This window comes from Chryseobacterium metallicongregator, assembly GCF_031324065.1.
Lineage (GTDB): Bacteria > Bacteroidota > Bacteroidia > Flavobacteriales > Weeksellaceae > Chryseobacterium > Chryseobacterium metallicongregator.
Window position 1 is genome coordinate 128,179 of sequence record NZ_JAVIXS010000004.1, and the last position, 20,037, is coordinate 148,215.

Below are 20,037 nucleotides of genomic sequence, written 5' to 3' on the forward strand. Positions count from 1 at the left end.
AAAAATTACTTCGTCGCTAAAGCTCCTCGCAATGACAGGTTAAGCTACGATTTCAATGATATTATTTTCAGGATCAAGGATTACACTTTCATAATATCCGTCTCCTGTGGTACGAGGTTCGCCGACCACTTTATATCCATCTTTTCTCAGTATTTCTGTAAGTTCATCTACTTTTTGTTTATTGTCTACAGAAAATGCAAGATGAATCATTCCATATTGCTGAGATTCATAAGAGTTTTCGCTTTCTTTGATATCCGGTCTGGTCATGATTTCAAGACGGCAGCCATTTTCAAAACTTAAAAAATAGGATTGAAAGTTTTTAACAGGATTATGGTATTTTTCATTGGAAACGGCTCCGAAATATTTCTGATAAAATGCTCTGGATTTTTCAAGATCTTTCACCCAAATCGCGATATGCTCTATTTTCATTTCTTTTTATTTTTTTGAAATTAATTTTTTGTTCAACCATTTTCTTACAGGAATATCGTAGAATTTCATAGAACAGTATGCTAAAATTACCGAAGCCAATACGGTTATCAATCCTAAAATCCAGGACAAAGGTTCTTCCAATGTATGTTTTCCATTTACAATCCAGGCCATATAAACATACACCAATGGAAAATGGGTGATGTATATCGGATATGAAATATCTCCTAAAAACTTGCAGAAACGGCTCGCTTCTGCATTCGTCACTTTTCCTCCAGCTCCCAGCAGAATAACAACCGGAAACATGATCATCAAAACGAAACATTCATAGAACGCATTTTGCCAATGTGCAGAAGTTCCTCCCAGACGTGGAAATGCAAATAAAATGACCAGTAAAATACTTGTTGAAAAAAAGGCATTTTTTGTAAATTTTAATGATACAGCTCTCGCTAAAAATATTCCCATCAAAAAAGGGAAAGCCAGCCTTGTAAAGCCTATTTTCAATTGTATTGCATCGTCTATAGACCAACCTCCGATGATATCACCATTTGGATTGGTAAATGCATAATGAATGGTAAACCCAGCAGAAATTAATACCAGAATTCCCAATACGATTTTGGAAACTTTTCTTAAAACCAAAGCATACACAATATTGGCAATATATTCAAAAAACAGCGACCATGATGGCCCGTTCAAAGGATGCATCTCATTCCAGCCTCTGATATCAAGACTTTTACCCACCGGAATAACCGTCATCCCTACCAACATAACCAATACTACTTTCCAAACCGGAGTCGTGGAAATTCCGCCCCACCCTAATCCTTCCGAATGTTGAAAATAGAATAAAACAGCTCCTGCCAAAGAGCCTATGATGATCATCGGCTGTAATCTCACAAGACGACGGATAAAAAAATCTTTCAGTGTCATGTTGTTCCATCGGTTATCATATGCGTAACTGATCACATATCCGGAAAGCATAAAGAAAAAATCTACTGCCAGATAGCCATGATTAATAATCTGCTTTGTATGATCTCCATTGGAAAAAGTTTCAAAAACATGGAAAAATACAACCATGATAGCAGCTACTCCACGAAAGCCGTCAAGAATTTCATAATGGGGTTTCGATTGAGAAACAGATAAGGTCTGATTCATATTTTAAATAAGATTTGATGCAAAAATAGAGGGTCTGTCATCAAAAAGTTTGTTCTATATTTTCCAATCATTGTCTTATATTTACATTATTATGATTTTTATTCTTTAAATGAAGCAAAATTTAAAATATTATCCAAAAGCCAGAACCCATACGTTTCATTTTGATCATGTTCATATCAAATGGAATCAGCAGGTTCCGTTACATCAGCAGGAAACCTGGGAATTGTCTTATATTATTACCGGAAGCGGTGTAAGAATTATTGGTGATATTGTGGAAAATTTTTCAAAGGGTGAAATCATTCTTATTCCTCCCAACATTCCACATTGCTGGTCTTTTGATGAATCTGTGCATGACAGTGAAGGTAACATTGAAAATATCACGATTGTTTTTGAAAACGATTTTTTAGAAAGCTGTAAAAATAGTTTCCCTGAACTGTTGAATAGTATTTCCGAAATTCAAAGTAATGAAAATGCAGTTTCTTTTCAAAATGAGTTGTTAGAAAGGCTCCAGACTTTAATGACTTCCATGATCGATCAGAATAGTATTGAAAGACTTTCTTCTTTTATACAATTATTGGAATTAATTTCTTACTGTAAAAAAATGCAGGTTGTCGGAAGACCTGTTTCTGAAAACAAAAAGGAAAAAAAGCTGCAGGAAATATATCTTTTTATCTTAAATAATTTTCAGCGGAACATTACCCTGGAAGAAATTTCAAGGTCTGTAGGAATGCAAAAATCATCCTTCTGTGTTTTTTTCAAAAAAATGACAGGAAAATCTTTTTTCACTTATCTGACAGAATTTAAAATAGAATCTTCGTGTCAAATGTTATTGAAGACAAAACTGTCAGTCGCTGAAATCTGTATTGCTTCAGGGTTTAGTGATATTCCTTACTACAACCGGGTTTTTAAGAAAATTAAAAACGTTCCTCCCACACAGTTCAGGAAGAATGCAGAACACTCCAGTGCATCCGGAATGCAATAGATAAAAAATGATAACCTACCGGATGGTCTGTTCACTATTTACATATTTGCTATCTTTGTCGCATTCAAAAAAATATTATGAGTATTCACATCAGTGCAAAAAAAGGAGAAATTGCTAAAGTAGTATTGCAGCCGGGGGATCCGCTTCGTGCACAGTATATTGCTGAAAATTATTTAGAAAATGCTAAACTGGTAAGCAAAACCAGAGGTATTTTTTATTATACAGGACTTTATAAGGGTAAAGAAATTACTGTAGGAGCAAGTGGAATGGGATTCCCGAGTATCGGAATTTATTCTTTTGAGCTGTTTACAGAATATGAAGTAGATACGATCATCAGAATCGGAACTTGTGGTGCTTACAATACAGATCTTAAACTTTTTGATATTTTAAATATTGACAAAGCAGCCAGCGAAAGCACTTATGCCAAATATGCATGGGGAATTGAAGACGAAATCCTTTCTCACCAGGGGAATATCTTTAATACCATCAATGAAACGGCTAAAGATTTATCTTTAAATGCTAAAGCCATTAATATCCACAGTAGTGATATTTTCTACAGAAAAGATCCTAACACTCCGGAAATTGCTACAAAATATAATTGTCCTGCAGTAGAAATGGAAGCTTTCGGCTTATTCGCCAATGCCCAGCATTTAGGAAAAAATGCAGCAACTATTCTTACGGTAACGGATATTATCCCTACCCATGAAAAAATCTCTGCTGACGAAAGAGAAAAAGCGTTGAATCCGATGATGGAACTGGCTTTGGAATCGGCAATAAAGAGTTTGTAAGAAATAAATTAATTATAAAAAAGAGTTTTACTTTATTCAGTAGAGCTCTTTTTTATAGTCTGAAAAAATTTCTGGCTGTTTCTGTAGTCTCTTCTGCTACTTCAGAAATGCTGATCTTCTTCAGATGGGCAATCGTTTGTGCTACATAAGGCAAGAAAGAAGGTTCATTTCGCCTGTTCTGTATTCTGGGCATATTCTTCGGAAGCATAAATGGCGCATCCGTTTCAATCATCATCCTGTCAAGAGGTGTATATTTTATAACGTCTTCAAGATGTTTAAATCTTTTTCCATCACTGATAGCTCCTGTAAATCCTAAATAAAATCCTTTATCCAGATAGATCTTCGCTTCATCCAATGTTCCTGTGAAACAATGTACAACGGCTTCAGGTAACTGTAAGAGGTAATCATCTGTGAGCTCATTAAATCTTTTAAATGCGGATCTTTCATGAAGAAAAAGGGGTTTATTCATTTCTATGGCGAGTTCCAGTTGTGCTTTATAGCATTTTTCCTGAACAGGTCTGGGAGAAAAATCCCGGTCAAAATCCAGTCCGCACTCACCTACTGAAATCACATGATCCTTTTTTAATAAATTCCTCAGTTCGGTGATGCTTTGTCCATTAAAAGATTTGGCATCGTGAGGGTGAATTCCTGCTGTTGAAAACAAGATTTCAGGATATTCTTCTGCAATTTCTGCAGATTCTTTGCTTCCACGTACGCTGGTTCCTGTGAGAATCATATGTTCAACACCATGATCTAATGCGCGGTTGATAATTTCTTCGTGTTCATTATGGAACTGTTTATTGGTCAGATTAATGCCAATATCAATATAAGTATTCATTTGTTTTTTAATCTTTATTAAATGTTAATTTCTAAATATAAAATGGAAACTCGCAGAATTCTGTTTGAAAACTTTTGTTCTGACTGATTCATAGCTTCTGTTTTTTGGCTGCAAAACTAGAAGCATGGTACGCAATGTTTTTACGCAGTAAAAAAGAAGTTAAAAAAAACGAAAAGGTGAAATAGTTTTAAGAGTAAAAACAACATAATCGGCGGGAGTTTTTATTTCCCACGGATTTCACAGATGGCGCAGATGTTTGTGGATAACTTATTCGTTGATAAATTTTTCGAGAAAACCGATCAGCTTTGTTCCTCCATGGCTCCAGCGGATTCCATGGCCTTCTTTTTCCCGAACTTCAAAAACCAGCTCATGTTTGTAATGGAAAAAAACATTCCACCAGGTCTTATTATCAAGGATGTCATTGATTTTTGCCATTACTTTTTCCTGTTTCTGTTGATTGTTTCCTTTTATTTCTCCCCAGAAATCATCATCCATTCTTCCAATATGCTTTTCCCAGGCTCTTTGTGCAATCGTAATTTCATTGTTGAATGGGTCTTTGCAGGCATTGATCAACATTGTTTTCAATGGGGGAATGGCATTTTTATCACGAATGCTTGCTGAAGTCAATCTTTGTCCTAAAATGCTGAGCCAATCCTCAATTGAAATAGTTTCCATAAGTTTGGCTTTTACCTCATCTGAATCATTATTATCAAGAATTTTCATCAACTTTTCAAAGCTTTCTTCTCTGTTGATCTTTATTTCTTCATTAAAATAGGGAAAATCCCAATCTAAGGTTCCTTTCTTAAATCTTTGAATATTTTTTTCCAGATCTTCCAGATGTTCTTTTGCTAAAAGAGCTTTGTATTGGTCTTTCCATGTTTCGGAAAACAGGCCAATATAGGGTTCGAACAGATTCATATTTTACTTCATTTTAATCAGATTAACAGGAAGACTTTCTTCTGTAATCAAATATCCGATCATGTTAAACCATTCTTTACAGTGATCCAGAATCCAGGCATCGGAGGAAATAACAATTGCTGAACTTTCTGCCAGGAATTTATCGGGATTGTATTGCAGATCTGCCTCCCAATTGAGATAATGTTCTTCGGCAAATTCCAGAATAATCTGTTTGATTCTTCCACTGTTGGAAACCGGCTTATCAAAGATCCATACCAATTGATGAATCTGATTTTTCCGGTAAAAAGAAGCCACTAATTCTACTGCTCTTAAGGTTTGATTCACTCTTTTATAAGTTCCATGAACTCCTGAAAGGTCACGGATGCAGCCATCCAATCCTTCAAAAATATAAGCTTCGGAAAGCAGACTTTCCAGTAAGATAAGAACATTAAATCCATCAAGATATACCGTTTTATCTTTTAAATCTAAAGTACCAACATGCTTTAATTGTCTGTTATGAAGCTGTTGAAAGGATGCTGATGCTCCCCGAAGAGCTTGTATCTGACGGGTTTTGAGCCTATATCTGTTGCCTACAAGATCAGAAGCTGCTTTTTCCGGATACTCTCTGCTTAACAGATACTGCATGTCTTCAACAGCTAGTCTCAGTTTAGAGATCTGTTTTTCTGAGCCAAATAAGGTATCATCACCTGTATTTTTTCCACGGTTTCTGTTATTCATACTCAAAAATAGAATTTTTGATGGATGTTAGAAACCACCCCATCAAAAATTCTTTGAATTTTTGACACCCCTCCAAGGGAGGGGAATTTCACACCTTTGATTGTTAAATTTGTCAATGATATTATTCTTCTCATTCTAATCTGGGATCTGTTATGTTTTCTACAACAAAAGAGATATTTCGTACAACACATTGATATTTATTAGAAATAAGTTTGCAAAGACTTAAAAAATACCCTTATGAATACACTGAAAAAATTATGTTATCTGTCTGCTGCTATATTGTTGTCAGCATCTTTTGTTTCATGCTCAAGTGATGACAATGAAATAAGCATTGAACAACAGACTCCCTCACAGGTATTGTCTTCTACTCCATGGGAAACTACAGGAGCCAAAGATAAAAATGGAAATAACGTAGCCCTTACCGATGCCAGCGTAGCCGGATATGTGGGTTTTGCTTATTTCAAAGCAGATGGAAAGTTTGCGATTTATAATCTTACTGACGTATTAAGATCTATGGGAACATGGTCTGTAGATGCACAGGGAAAAACAAGAACTATTGCCGCACTCAACCCGGATGGGACCACTATTTTCACACGTGATGTTGAAATTCTTGTTTTGAACAAAAATGAGTTCACCTACAGAATTCGTCCTAACTCCAATGATCTTTCTGTTTATTATGATATCATCCATACAAAAACCTCTCATGCTGAGCTAACCAATGGACAGCTTACTCTGGCTTCTACACCATGGGAAACTACCGGAGCTAAGGATAAAAATGGAAATAATGTTGCATTAAATGATGCCAGTGTAGCCGGATTTGTAGGATATTCTTACTTTAAGGCCAACGGAACTTTTAAAATTTTCGGTTTAAATGATGTCTTGAGATCTGAAGGGACATGGTCTATTTCTCCGGATGGGAAAAAGAGAACGCTTACTACTCCTAATTTTACCCGTGTTGTAGATATTTTGGTGCTGAATGAAACAACATTTACTTACAGAATTACACCTGACGCTGCAAATTCCTCTGTATTTTACGATATCATTCATACTAAGGTCAACCATAAAGAGCCTTTGTAGTGATTATTTTTTGATAAAAATGATGAACCGGCCCAATAATGGGCCGGATTTTATTTTTCCAGTTCTATCGGATTATCATATGTAAGGTTCTGTTTTTGCTCTCTTTCCCTTTGCCGTACAATTTCCTGCCCTTTTAAAATTGTCGTACCATAGCTTGCCAGCACAGCAGCAGTATTTTCTCTGGCAGTCTTTAATGCCTGTTCCAGTTTTGGCTGTGTAGTTTCTATAGCTTCAGTATATCTTCTTTTATTGATCTTAATAGGTTTACCCTTTAGTTCAGCAGTGGGTACAGATTTTACAAGTTCAAAATCAAAATCTCCTGTTTCATCAGCTATTTTTATGATCAGTCCTGGCAATCCACCAAATTTATAGGGACCATAAGGAAACGGAATTTCAGTGGAATACCATGCTATCCAGATTCTTCCTCTATAGCTGAGTTCCGCTTTTTTGCACTGTAGTGTATTAATTATTTTTGATTCATTAATAAGTTTCCAGCCGTTCATAACGGGTTGCTTATAAGTAAGCAAAGACATTCCGGCTAACTGGAAATATTGTACATTTTCATTGGTCTGTAATATAGTAGAGAGAAATCTTGTTTTAGGTACCGATACCCCTGCAAGGCTAAGACTAATGCTTCCATCCGGATTCTTTGTTGTCTGCAAAGAATTTTCTATCACCGAATCTCTTTTAAGGGATTGAACACTCGTAAAAAATGCCCGGTTCTTACTTACCTGTAATGAGAAGAGCTCCTCGTGAATGTAATCTGTTTGTATATTTAACCTGGCTTTTAAGCGATATGTAAAATCTCCATGCAAAGTATCTTTTTCATAGGATTGAGCGTATGACAAAATACTGTAAAACAGAATTAATAATGTTATTAGTTTTTTATAGTAGTACATCAAGGGTTTTAATTATATATAGTTTTCCCACCATTTTTTCCATACTGCAGTTCCCAACTGATTCAGATCTACTTTTTCTCCCATCATCGGAAGGGTTATCGGAATATTATTTTCTTCTGCATGTTTTGAAGCCAATTCTAAAGGCTCATACCAGGTATGCTGTGCCAGTTTAAATTTAGAATTGTGTACCGGGATAAAGTTTTTGGCCTTCAGTTCTTTTATTTCTGTCATCAACTGATCTGGCAATGTATGAATATAAGGCCACTTTTCATTATACTGTCCATTTTCCATTACGGCTAAATCAAATGGTCCATATTTTTCTCCAATTTCTGTAAAATGACTTCCATAGCCGCTGTCACCACCCAAAAACAGATTTTTAGTTGGAGTTTTTAAAACAAAAGAAGCCCAGAGTGATATATTACGGTTCAGTAATCTTCCGGAAAAATGTCTTGCCGGAGTGAGTGTAACTCTGAAGCCTTCTGCAATATCTATACTTTCCCACCAGTTTTTTTCAATAATGGTATCAAAGTTCCATCCCCAGTATTCGAAATGTTGTCCAGTTCCCAGACCACAAATAACTTTACCGACCTTATCTTTTAATTCCTGAACAGTTTTATAATCAAGATGATCCCAATGGTCATGGGAAATAAGCAGAAAATCTATATCCGGCATATGTTCCGGTTTGTAATAATCTGCTCCCTGAAAAGCTTTTATAGAACCGGGCATTGGGGATGCATTGCCACTGAAAACAGGGTCTATCAGGAATTTCTTTCCATCAACCTGTATGAAATAGGAACTGTGCCCAAACCATACCAACACATTTTCATCCGGCCGAAGATTCTTAAGGTCAGTCACGACAAAAGGGAGAGCGGTTTTTGGTGATGCATTGTCTACTTTGCACAAGCTTTGAAGGAGCAATTTAGTCATGCTTTCTCCTTCTAACAGTGCCGGAGTTGTTAATATATTCTGAAATCGTCCGTTGAGATAATTGGGCAATGTACTGAAATATTCTTTTCTTTTTTCATCGGGAAACTGTCCGAGCTGTTTTTTTAAACTTTTCATTCATTTAATTTTAAATCCAGCCATAGTTTCTAGAGAAATACACTCTATTTTATTGACCGGCAAACCTTAATATAAAATAAATATAAGCATAAGATTTTGAGATGTAAAAATAAATTGAAAAGGATATGAAATTTAAATTCTTCATTAATCAATGAGAAATTCTTAAAAAAGCCATTTAACTAATCCGAGCATGATTGTTCCTAATACTAAACAGAATAGGATCATTACCGCAAAAATCTTCCCAAATTCTGCCCAAAACTTTTTATGATCGAAAGTAAAATTAACAGGGTTAATATAATAGACATCATACACCAAAGGATTTATACGCAAATCTGGTCGAAAATACACAATTCCCTGGATGTATCTTCTTCGTAAAGCTCTCAAATTTCCAATATAAGTAGTGTAGCCTGCATCCATTCCATTAAAGTCAACTTCTGCTACCGAGCCATTGTCATTTACTTTCAATATATAAGTTTTGTGCCTTGGACTGATACTCACATCATATTCATCAGAAAAGGAATATTTTTTCAGGTTATTGTACAAAATTTTATCTATCGTTCCATCGGCTCTCTCATAGTGAACTCCTTTATCATCAACCTCTATTTTTCTGACTATTCTTTTTCTGATTCTCCGTTGGTAAAGAAAAAAACGATATAAACCGAAAGCAACTGCCGGATAGTATAGTATGGCTACAATAACCAATATGACCAGTTTATCACTCATCACAACAGGTAATCCTAATATGATCAGAAACGCTACCAACAATAAAAGTATCCCAAAAGTCCTGGTCAACAAGGTCATGAACCACCATGTTGTAGAAACTAATGGCAAAAAATCTTTTCTTACTTCCTCTTGCATCTGTTCAAGATACAAAAAAATTAAGTAAACTCTGGTATAGATGGAAACTGGAAGAGGGAGGCTGGGGGCAACTGTTAGTCTGATAATTTCTGGCAGTTATCGTAAAATCCATAAATTTTTCCATAAAAAAATGATAAAGTTGTGAAGAGTAGCTTTTGTTATGATCTCAATAACTTTCCTCCTCCTGCTTCCAGCTTCCAAACTACTTAATCAGATTAGATAATACAAAGAGCCACCGTAGTACACCGTGACTCTTTTTACTTAATTGAAAATAAGATATGATTATTGAAACTATGAAATGGTATAGGTTTTTTCTGTGCTTACATTATAAGTGTCAGAGATAACGTTATCTACAAATCTCCATTCTGCAACTGAACTTCCAGTGGTAAATTTCACATGCAGATATCCTCTTTTATAAAGATTGGCATAATCCAGATCATCAATCAGTAATGAAAATGCCTGTGCCAGTTCTATCGCTTTTGCAGGATCTGAAGTGATCCCCAGATATCCTTCAAGACCAGGAGAAGAAATGGAACTGCAAGCAAGCTCTGTTCCTATGAATTTACCCTGTGCATCGTTCAGTTTTCCTAACCAAGCATTGTGAGTATCTCCTGCTAATACCACTACATTTTTTCCTGCAAGAAGGGAATAAAGCTGTTCTCTTTCCATGAAATATCCATCCCATGCGTCCAGATTGTATGGTAAAGTAGTTGTGATTCTTGCAATTTCCTGCGGAGTCAGCGTTGGATCCTGCTGCTGGTGTCTTGTTTTAAGAATAATCAGTTGTGTGATCGTATTTTGAAGTGCCTGCATGGTTGCCGGCTGTGCGCTTCCATGTTGTTTAATTTCTGCCAGAATTTGATTCAACAGCATCAGAAGTTCTGCAGGAACCATCATTTTAGTCATTAAAATCTGCTGTCCAAGCACTTTCCATTTTGCTGTATCGCTATTGATCTGAGAGCCCAGCCATGCCATTTGCTCATTACCGATCAGTTTTCTGTTCGTACTTAAAAAATCTTTTTTAAACTGTATTTGATTAAAATTCCCAGTGTTATCAAGATAATCGGAATATTCCATTTGCTTATCTCTTGCAATCACCCTTGTATCCATCATATAAAGTGAAACGATATTCCCGAAGTTGAAACTTCTGTAAATTCTCATATCTTTCCCCGTTTTAAGAGGGATATATTCGCTATATGCCTGGAAAGCCGCCATTTTTCTTGCCTGAAAATCTCCTTCGTTAGGCTGATGATTTTCTGCCCCGGATTTATAGGTATCATTGGCAAATTCATGGTCATCCCAAACACAGATGAACGGTTTTTTCTGATGAAGAAGCTGAAGATTCTTATCTCCTCTGTACTGCTTGTATCTTTCTCTGTAATCGCTGAGGTTAAGAATTTCCTTCGCCGGCTGATGGGCTCTTCCCAACTGGTTGGTGTAAGGATTTGTTCCATATTCTCCCGGAGCATATTCATAAATATAGTCTCCAAGGTGTACGACAACATCAGCTTCAGATTTTGCAATTGCACCGTATACATTAAAAAGTCCGGCAGGAAAGTTGGAACAAGACACCACTGCCATTTTTACTTCACCTACAGCATCTGACTTTGAAGGTAAAGTAAGAGTCTCTCCTGTTACACTGACTTCTTTAGTTTTACCATTATAGAATCTATAGTAATATTTTGTGTTGGAAGAGATATTCTGAACATCTACCGCTATAGTAAAATCATTCACAACGGTGGCATTCGCCTGTCCTCTTCTTACCACTTCTGAAAAGTTACTGTTTTTACTGATTTCCCATGTAATCTCGGCATCCGTTCCTTTTGAATATCGGGTCCAGATAATAATTCCTGTTGCGCTGGGATCAAAACTCGCTACCCCGGATTCGAAACCTCCGTTTTGGAGATTATCGGGAGCATTTCCATTTTCAGTAAAATCATCACTGCAGCTTTCAATAAGAGGAGCAAGAAAAATTCCTCCGGCTGCCAATAGTGAATTTTTAAGAAACCTTCTTCTGTTGAATTGGGGGTTGTTTTCCATCATTACTTTTTTTGCAAAGCAACAGTATCTGGGGAAAAAGGTTGTTAACTGAATTTTAAATGTATTTTATGATTTTTTAAACAAATGTTTAATGTTATACATAGGAAATTCAGCTTTTGCAAAATGTCTCTTTTTAAGAAAATAAAAATGAAAATTGTATAAATATTTTTAAAAAGTTGTGCGGCTTTTTATTACATTCACAATACTAATAATGATGATTAAACTACATGACTAAAAAAGTTATTTTTTCGATGCTCCTCTTAATGGCAGGATATTTTTTCTATAATCCGCTGATCATTTCATCGACTGATATAAAAGATCCTGAACCCATTAACTTTAAACCCGGCCAAATATTTAAATTAAAAGATATTCCGGAACTGAAAAGCTCTCAAAATATGGTTGTATATATAATATTAACTCCGGAAGACCGAAAAAATTTAAACTCATCAATCCCGAAATGGAAAGTTCTAAAGTCTGACAATACAGCTTTGATACATAGTCTGCTTAACTGTGATTTCAACTATAATAATGCAGATGTTTCAACAATACCAAGTAAAATATTTATCTATTCAAATAATACATTAGTCTTTGAAAGCGAAATTTCATTAGATCAAAATGATCTGGGACTTCAAAATAGATTAACCGGCTGGGCAACTCCAGTGGATAATAATCGCTTGCTTACTATTATAAGTCAGTTTGACAGGTATAGATTACCGGTTTTAATTCTTAAGTAAGTATTTGATAAATATGAAATTATTCGAATTACACAGAAAATATATTCTATACTAAAACACTATTTGTTTTGGTTTAATTCAAAATTGATTTTTCAATCTCTTTAATATAAATAGACGGAGTAGTTCCTGTCTTTTTCTTAAAAGCAATCGAAAATGCCTGAACATTATTATAACCTATTTCTTCAGCAATAGCAGGTAACTTATAAGAACGAAATTTTTTATCTTTTACAAGCTGATCTAAAGCATAATCAATACGCAAATCATTAAGATAAGTAGTGAAATTTTTATCTTTATGGTTATTAATGATTTCCGACAAATAAGCAGTATTGGTTTTTATATTTTTCGCAAGACTTGTTAATGTAATCCCGTTTTTCAAAAAAAGAAGTTTGTTTTCGAAATTGTCCAGATCCTTTAAAATAGATTGAGCAACATCTTCGGGAACCGTTTTAATTGTTTTGGTCTCACTTTCTACTTTTACCGGTTCGTATATTTCTACTGGTTTATCATTTTTATTTTGAGCTGCTTCAAGATTTCTTTTTTCAATCAAATGAATTAAGTCCTGAGCAATTTTTCGATGTTCTTTCTCAGCTTTCTTAGTTTTGTAATAAAAATAGGTAAGCAAGATTAATATTAATACTAAAATACTAACAGAAGCATACAAAAATGTTTTTTTATTTTTTAATTCATTTATTATAACTTCTTTTTCTTGTAAAAGATTGGGTGTATCATATTTCTGGTGCAACTCCGTTGATAAGTATCGAAATTGTTCATCAAGCTTTTTATCAACTTTTAGAAAACGGTCAATATAATAGAGTTGTTTTTCTTTATCACCGCTTTCCCTATAATAATCTATTAGAAAAGTATATACATCTCCTAGCTCTGGAAAAGTAATCTCCGTTTTTTTTACATTGGAATCTATCTGAGTAAAATATTTTATCGTCTCTTGTTTGTTATTTAATTCTTCATAACATTTTCCCAGACTATATAATACAAAATTTTGATTGTTATCATTAATACTTGAAAAATAAGTATACGCCTTTGTTAACTCAGCAATAGCAGCTTGATAATTTTTGGTTTTAAGATGCAGCTGTCCAGATAAATATAAATACTGATTCCTATTATATATATTCTTTTGTACAAAGGGAGAATTCAATCCTTCCTTAATGAAAAAACTGGCAGAATCAATTTTATTTATTTTAATATAGCAGTATGCAAGACTTACCCGCATCTGATCATGCTGATATTCATCTGTTATATCGTCGGAATTCAATAAATAATATCTAAATGTTTTTGCTGCTTCTTTATTTTTCCCCATATAACTATTTAAATAAGCAATATTCATATTGGCATAAGCTATTTGCTTCAAATTCTTTTGCTTTTTAGAATATTCTAAACCTAAAATATAGTTATCAAGGGCAGCTTTTAAATTGTCATATTTATAATATAAATTTCCTTTTATAATAAATGTTCTGGCTGGATATACATCTCCTTTCACATTTTTTGTAATTATAGCCAGACTATCAATATACTTTAAAGCCCCCTGGAAGTCCTCAGTTGAATGCATAAGATTATACCCTTCTGCAATTTCAAGGATATTTTTTTCTTTTTTTGCTTTTGCTAAGTAATATTGAGAAATAACTTTTGCTTCTAACTTTTTATTAGATTCATCATAAACATTAAATTTATTTTTTAACTCCTCATAATTCAATAATTTTAAACTATCAATTTTGTTTTGAGCAAAAAATAGACTACAAAAGAATGCAAATAAAAGCAGGAATATCTTTTTCATTAATTTTTCTATACCGTACAAAAATATTCATTTTTTCAAGAAAATGTATAATTTGTATTTTGATTTTAACTAATTGATCATTATTATTTTATTGACATTTTACAAACATATATTTATAAATCTATAGATATATTTTCAGTAGGTCAAAGAAATATTGCTTTCTTTGTACAATTAATTTTTATAAACCATAATAATAACAATCATGAAAAAAGAAAACAACGCGCAAAAGAAATTGTCTTTAAAAAAAGTACAGATTATGAAGATTAATGATTTAAAGAGAATCCATGGAGGATATGGAGGGAATGGTAATCAGGTATTTTTAGATGAAAATGGCGAAGTTGATCCAAACACACCCATTAAACATACAATCAAGCCTTAAATAAATATGAAAAACTTAATATTTGTCATTATTGCTATTTTATATGTACTTCCTGTAAAGGCTCAAAAAAACAATTTAGCACCTTCAAAACCTGTTACAGAAAATTATTTTGGAACTAAAATAATAGATGAATATAGAAACCTTGAGGATCTTCAAAACGCTGGAACTATAAATTGGATGCAGTCTCAAACCAATTATACCAATTCTATATTAAATCAAATTCCCAAAAAAAACTATTATATTGAAAAAAGGTTGGAATTTGACAGAAGGCAGGGGTACTCTATATCGGATTTTGAAATTACCGATAATGACAAATATTTTTATTTAAAGAAAAATGGCGATGAAAAGATTGCCAAATTATATTATAAGGAAGGGTTTTTAGGCAAAGAAATATTGCTATATGATCCTGCTATGTATAAAGAGAATAACGGAAGTCATTCTTTCGTTATCAATTATATAAGCCCATGTTCGGATGGAAGTAAAATAGCTGTTTCCATGTCTGAAAAAGGAAAAGAATTATCAGAAATAATTATCCTGGATGTAAAAACGAAATATGTACATCCTGAGATTATTACCAACTCAGCACCCGCTACTTTCGATGGCATAAAATGGACAGATGATAATACAGGGTTTATCTATGTAGAGTTTTCTACAACTGACCCAACATCTCAAAACTTTTATAAAAATACAAAAACTGTATTCTATAAAATTGGAACTGATCCTAATAAATCGGTAGACGTTTTTTCTGCTAAAAATAATCCTGATTTACATATTACCGAAGATCAATTTCCAATCATTTTAGACTTTAGTACTGATGATCAATACTATATTGGTATGTTGGTTGATTTCCAGTCTTATAGAAAAACATTTATCATTCGTAAGCAGGATTTATTAGCAGGTAAAAAAAATTGGAAATTATTTTCCAATCCGGACGATAAAGCTAAAAGTTTAACTTTTCAAAAAGATAAAATATTTTTTATATCAGGCTACAATACTTCTCTCAATAAGCTTTGTAAAACCAACATTCTCAATCCTGACTTTAAGAATGGTGAAGTTTTGATTCCTGAAAAAAAAGACGAAATCATTAAAAGCTATAAAATTACAAAAGATGGTATTTATTATACCACTACAAAAAACGGAGTAGAAGCTAAGCTGTACTTATATAAAAACGGACAAAACCATTCTATTGATCTTCCCTATCCATCCGGAGACATTAATTTAAGAGGCAAAGGAGAAAATCATTCCGATATATGGATAACTTGCTCCGGTTGGGCCAATGATGAGCAAAGATTTAAATATGACCTAAAGACCAATTCTTTCAAGCCAGAAAATCTTACCCCTATTACTAAATATCCCGAGTTTCAGGATATTATTGTTAATGAAATCATCGTAAAATCAAGAGATGGACAAGAAATCCCGGTATCCTTACTATATAATAAAAATATAAAAAAAGATGGTAAGAATATGACTCTTATTAACAGCTATGGTTCTTATGGCATTTCTAATAATCCCTATTTTTCACCCACTTATTTATTATGGGTTCAACAAGGTGGTGTAGTTGCAATAGCTCATGTAAGAGGAGGAGGAGAAAAAGGAGAAGAATGGCGTTTGGGAGGATATAAAGAAACTAAACCCAATACCTGGAGGGATTTGATAGATTGTACAGAATATCTGATAAAAGAAAAATACACCTCCCCGGAAAAAGTAGCGATTTGGGGCGCCAGTGCCGGAGGAATCACTGTAGGAAGAGCCATGACGGAGAGACCTGACCTCTTTAAAGTAGTTATTGCTGAAGTAGGAGTAATGAATCCGCTAAGAGATGAAATAACCCCTAATGGGCAGCCCAAAGAATTCGGAACAGTTAACGATCCAAAAGAATTCAAAAGTTTGCTGGAAATGGATGCTTATCAGCATATTAAAAAAGGAGAAAAATATCCTGCTACGTTTATAACCGGAGGAATAAATGATCAGCGGGTTATAGTCTGGGAGCCAGTAAAATATGCTGCTAAACTAATGTTTAATGATACTTCTTCCAATCCTCAGTTATTAAAAATAGATTTTGAAGGAGGTCATGGAAATAATGTCGCAGTAGATCAAAGATATACTAATATTGATGATATATTTACTTTTGCATTTTGGCAATTAGGCCATCCCGACTACCAACCAAAAGAACAAATAAAAAAGTAGATGTCACGCTTCCCTTATCATTTTTTTAATGAGTATATAGTACGAACCCCTTTATTCTCACAAAAGAGCTTTCAGGAACAACTTAGCCAAGATGAAATTTCAGATGGAAAATTAAAAGAAATTTTTAACAATCCTGTTTTTAGGGAGGCTATCTATCTTGCTTCATCTCATCTATATGAAGAATTTGATAAATGGCTGAGCTCAGAAAAGCCACTCTCTTCCAAAGAATTTCATAAACTAAAAAATACCCTTATAAAATATTATAGCCGAATGAGTACCCGTTGTACTCCATTCGGCTTATTTTCTGGTATAGGGTTAGGAGAATTTTCTTTGGAAGCATCCAAATTTTCCGACAACACAACAGGATGCGAGCTACCAACTGATCAATTAGTACGGGATACCAGATTGGATATGCATTTTCTTGTTTCTCTTGCACAATATTTTACACAACTACCCATAGTAAAGAATAAGCTTTTATTTTTCCCTAATAACAGCATCTATAAAATAGGCCGTAGAATTCGATATATAGAATATCAATATACAGGAGGAAAAAGAGAATACATTATTTCCTCGGCTCCAATATCTGTAGAGTTACAACAAATAATAAATTTTTCAAAACAAGGTAAAACCATTAGTGAGATTTCTCGTATTCTAATTAATGAAGAGATAACAGAAGATGATGCAAGAGAATTTATAGAAGAATTAATTGATAATCAGGTCCTGGTAAGTGAGCTGGAACCTAATGTGTCGGGAACTGATTTTTTAAATACTATTATCACTGTTCTAAACAGATTAGAAATAAAAAATGAAACTGATATTTTAGTTTCTTTAAAGGATAACCTGGAGAAACTGGATTTAAATATTGGTAATCCTACTATACTATACGATGAAATCAGAGATCTGATACAATCGTTCGCAATGGAGTATGAACAAAAATATCTCTTTCAGACGGATCTCTATAATACCTCTCCTTTTTACTTATCCCAAAGTTGGAAAAAAGAATTAAAAACCGGAATAAGTTTTCTGAATAAAATCACTTTAACACAAAAGGAAAATCAATTTTCCAGATTTAAAAAAGCTTTTGTCGAAAAGTTTGACACTCAGGAAATGCCCCTACTCTATGTCTTAGATACTGAAATAGGTATTGGATATAAGCAAAATGTATCTTCAAAGGGTATCCATCCTTATATAGAAGATTTGGCACTTCCTACCCTGCAGGAAAAACAAAACAAAAAAATTGAGTTTACTCCAATCCAGATAATACTTAACGAAAAGTTACAGGAAGCTCTGTTAGATAACCAGTATAGTATAGAACTGACCGATACGGATTTTGAAGATTTCCAGGAAAACTGGGATAATATGCCTGATACCACCTCTATCATGGCAGAAATCATTTCTGAAAATAATCAGGAAAAAATATTTTTAAATGCAAGTTCAGGAAGTAGTGCCGGCACGCTGTTAGGACGATTTTGTTCCGAAAAATCGGAAGTACAGAATCTCCTCAAAAATATTGCTAAAAAAGAAGAAGAACTCAGACCTGATGAGATCCTGGCCGAAATCATTCATTTACCAGAAGCAAGAATAGGAAATATAATAAGAAGACCTACTTTGAGAGCGTATGAAATTCCTTATTTAGCTCAATCTTTATTGCCTCAAGAAAATCAGATATCTACAGAGGATCTTTATATTTCTTTAAAAAATGATGAGATTATTTTACGTTCAAAAAAACTAAATAAGAGGGTTATACCTTATCTCACAAACGCCCATAATTATTATACCAATACATTACCTGTCTATCATTTCTTATCAGATTTACATACACAGAATATCAAACCCGGGCTTTATTTTAACTGGGGTGATTTAGAATATATTTATACATTTTTGCCAAGGGTAGAATATCATAATATCATTCTTTCAAAAGCACGGTGGAAGATTACAGAAAAAGATATTTTTTTGTTAGATCAATTAAAATTGAACAAAAAGGATTTTTTACAGGAACTAAGAAACTGGAGAAACAAAAGAAAAATTCCGGACTGGATTCAATGGTCTAAATTTGACAATACTTTAACCATGGCTCTTGAAAATTATGACATGGCAAAGCTTTTTATTGAAACTGTTAAAAGTCAAAAATCAATCGTTATAGAAGAATTTTTATACAATGAAAATGACCATTTCAGACGAGAGTTCATTTTTCCAGTGTATAAAGCCGTAGAAGAGAAAAATAAGTAAGATATTTAATAATGCAACGAACTTTTATCCCCGGAAGTAATTGGTTATACCTGAAAATATATACAGGTATAAAAACTTCTGATATTATCCTTGAAGAAGCAATACAACCTTTAATAGAGTCTTTTCAGAAGAACGGCTATATTTCCGAATGGTTTTTTATACGGTATTATGATCCTAAATCCCATTTGAGGATAAGATTAAAATTAAATGATCTCCAATATTACCATGAAATTCTTAATACGGCACAAAATATTTTCCAGCCATATATAGATAGTGGAGAGATTTTTACCATTATGGTCGACACCTATAACCGGGAAATTGAAAGGTATGGAAAGAATACCATGGAAGAAGTAGAAACCTTGTTTTACAAAAATAGTGAGTTCACATTGGAATGTTTGCATTATGATGATGAGGAAAAGATCATCGTTAGCTTGTTTTATATGGATGAGATGTTGAATAAACTTAATCTCTCCATTCAAGAAAAGCTGGAGTGGATCAAATACTTTAATCATACTTTCAAACAGGAATTTAAGGCAGATAAAAAGCTCAATAGCCAGCTTGACAAAAAATACCGCGAGTTCAAACCTAAATTTGTAGACTTTATTAATTCTAAAGAGTTTTTGGAAGAAAGAAACTTTGTTATTCATACTATTGAAGAAAAGAACACAGCACTACAAAGCATTCTTTATAAATATAAAGATCAATCTTTAGAAATGCCTCTGCAATTCTTATTTCAGAGTATTTTTCATATGAATATCAATAGATTATTTGTTTCTCAACAAAGATTATTTGAAATGGTAATTTATGATTATCTCGTAAGGTATTATAAAACGCTTGCTTACGAGTCATCCTTATAAAGAATTTTTCAAAATGCTCCATTCTTTTCCTTCTGTTTCCTGATATTATTCCCCTAAAAAAACACTTTCCATTAGTATCTCATAAATTCTTACGCAGGGCACTAA

General features: G+C 33.6%; 18 protein-coding genes. 8 read left to right on the forward strand and 10 right to left on the reverse strand.

Going from position 1 to position 20,037, the window contains the following annotated elements:
- Positions 1-39: 39 nt before the first annotated feature.
- Positions 40-429 (reverse strand): VOC family protein, encoded by a 390-nt coding sequence (locus REB14_RS07145; protein ID WP_079240482.1) that lies wholly within the window; start codon positions 427-429, stop codon positions 40-42.
- A 6-nt stretch (positions 430-435) separates the two neighbouring features.
- Positions 436-1,578, reverse strand: coding sequence for an acyltransferase family protein (locus REB14_RS07150; protein WP_309521858.1), 1,143 nt, complete (start codon positions 1,576-1,578; stop codon positions 436-438).
- 109 nt (positions 1,579-1,687) lie between these two features.
- Between REB14_RS07150 and REB14_RS07155 the strand changes: the two genes are divergently transcribed.
- Together REB14_RS07155 and deoD are read left to right on the forward strand one after the other, a co-directional pair.
- Positions 1,688-2,560, forward strand: coding sequence for an AraC family transcriptional regulator (locus tag REB14_RS07155; RefSeq protein ID WP_309521859.1), 873 nt, complete (start codon positions 1,688-1,690; stop codon positions 2,558-2,560).
- 77 nt (positions 2,561-2,637) lie between these two features.
- On the forward strand, positions 2,638-3,348 hold the full coding sequence (gene deoD, locus REB14_RS07160; RefSeq protein ID WP_079240479.1) for a purine-nucleoside phosphorylase: 711 nt from the start codon (positions 2,638-2,640) through the stop codon (positions 3,346-3,348).
- A gap of 52 nt (positions 3,349-3,400) precedes the next feature.
- Here the strand turns inward: deoD and REB14_RS07165 are convergent, their stop codons facing one another.
- From REB14_RS07165 to REB14_RS07175, 3 genes are all read right to left on the reverse strand, one after another.
- A complete protein-coding gene (locus REB14_RS07165; RefSeq protein WP_079240478.1) occupies positions 3,401-4,186 on the reverse strand; it encodes a TatD family hydrolase in 786 nt (261 codons plus the stop codon).
- 267 nt (positions 4,187-4,453) lie between these two features.
- Entirely contained in the window at positions 4,454-5,104 is a 651-nt protein-coding gene (locus REB14_RS07170) for a hypothetical protein (RefSeq protein WP_309521860.1), read from the reverse strand.
- A 3-nt stretch (positions 5,105-5,107) separates the two neighbouring features.
- Complete coding sequence (locus REB14_RS07175; protein ID WP_309521861.1) at positions 5,108-5,821, reverse strand: DUF434 domain-containing protein; 714 nt, start codon at positions 5,819-5,821, stop codon at positions 5,108-5,110.
- 237 nt (positions 5,822-6,058) lie between these two features.
- Here REB14_RS07175 and REB14_RS07180 point away from each other — a divergent pair, with 237 nt between their 5' ends.
- A complete protein-coding gene (locus REB14_RS07180) occupies positions 6,059-6,898 on the forward strand; it encodes a DUF4822 domain-containing protein (protein WP_309521862.1) in 840 nt (279 codons plus the stop codon).
- Positions 6,899-6,948: 50 nt separating this feature from the next.
- On the opposite strand, the gene REB14_RS07185 is transcribed toward REB14_RS07180, so the two are convergent.
- The 4 genes from REB14_RS07185 to REB14_RS07200 form a co-directional block, all read right to left on the reverse strand.
- Positions 6,949-7,797 carry a GLPGLI family protein gene (locus REB14_RS07185; RefSeq protein WP_309521863.1) on the reverse strand — a complete coding sequence of 283 codons (849 nt, stop codon included), beginning with the start codon at positions 7,795-7,797 and terminating at the stop codon, positions 6,949-6,951.
- Between the two features lie 12 nt (positions 7,798-7,809).
- Positions 7,810-8,859, reverse strand: coding sequence for an MBL fold metallo-hydrolase (locus REB14_RS07190; protein WP_309521864.1), 1,050 nt, complete (start codon positions 8,857-8,859; stop codon positions 7,810-7,812).
- A 162-nt stretch (positions 8,860-9,021) separates the two neighbouring features.
- On the reverse strand, positions 9,022-9,717 hold the full coding sequence (locus tag REB14_RS07195; RefSeq protein ID WP_309521865.1) for a hypothetical protein: 696 nt from the start codon (positions 9,715-9,717) through the stop codon (positions 9,022-9,024).
- A 291-nt stretch (positions 9,718-10,008) separates the two neighbouring features.
- Positions 10,009-11,760, reverse strand: a complete 1,752-nt coding sequence (locus REB14_RS07200; protein WP_309521866.1) for an alkaline phosphatase D family protein — start codon at positions 11,758-11,760, stop codon at positions 10,009-10,011.
- 224 nt (positions 11,761-11,984) lie between these two features.
- On the opposite strand from REB14_RS07200, the gene REB14_RS07205 reads away from it, so the two are divergent.
- Positions 11,985-12,491 carry a hypothetical protein gene (locus tag REB14_RS07205; protein WP_145953202.1) on the forward strand — a complete coding sequence of 169 codons (507 nt, stop codon included), beginning with the start codon at positions 11,985-11,987 and terminating at the stop codon, positions 12,489-12,491.
- 73 nt (positions 12,492-12,564) lie between these two features.
- Here the strand turns inward: REB14_RS07205 and REB14_RS07210 are convergent, their stop codons facing one another.
- Positions 12,565-14,280, reverse strand: coding sequence for a helix-turn-helix domain-containing protein (locus tag REB14_RS07210; RefSeq protein WP_079240469.1), 1,716 nt, complete (start codon positions 14,278-14,280; stop codon positions 12,565-12,567).
- 202 nt (positions 14,281-14,482) lie between these two features.
- On the opposite strand from REB14_RS07210, the gene REB14_RS07215 reads away from it, so the two are divergent.
- The 4 genes from REB14_RS07215 to REB14_RS07230 are packed head-to-tail and all read left to right on the forward strand — an operon-like array spanning position 14,483 to position 19,932.
- Complete coding sequence (locus tag REB14_RS07215; protein WP_158521341.1) at positions 14,483-14,659, forward strand: hypothetical protein; 177 nt, start codon at positions 14,483-14,485, stop codon at positions 14,657-14,659.
- 6 nt (positions 14,660-14,665) lie between these two features.
- Positions 14,666-16,846 (forward strand): prolyl oligopeptidase family serine peptidase, encoded by a 2,181-nt coding sequence (locus tag REB14_RS07220; RefSeq protein WP_309521867.1) that lies wholly within the window; start codon positions 14,666-14,668, stop codon positions 16,844-16,846.
- Positions 16,847-19,075 (forward strand): lantibiotic dehydratase family protein, encoded by a 2,229-nt coding sequence (locus REB14_RS07225; protein ID WP_309521868.1) that lies wholly within the window; start codon positions 16,847-16,849, stop codon positions 19,073-19,075.
- Between the two features lie 11 nt (positions 19,076-19,086).
- A complete protein-coding gene (locus REB14_RS07230; RefSeq protein ID WP_309521869.1) occupies positions 19,087-19,932 on the forward strand; it encodes a thiopeptide-type bacteriocin biosynthesis protein in 846 nt (281 codons plus the stop codon).
- The last annotated feature ends 105 nt before the right edge of the window (positions 19,933-20,037 follow it).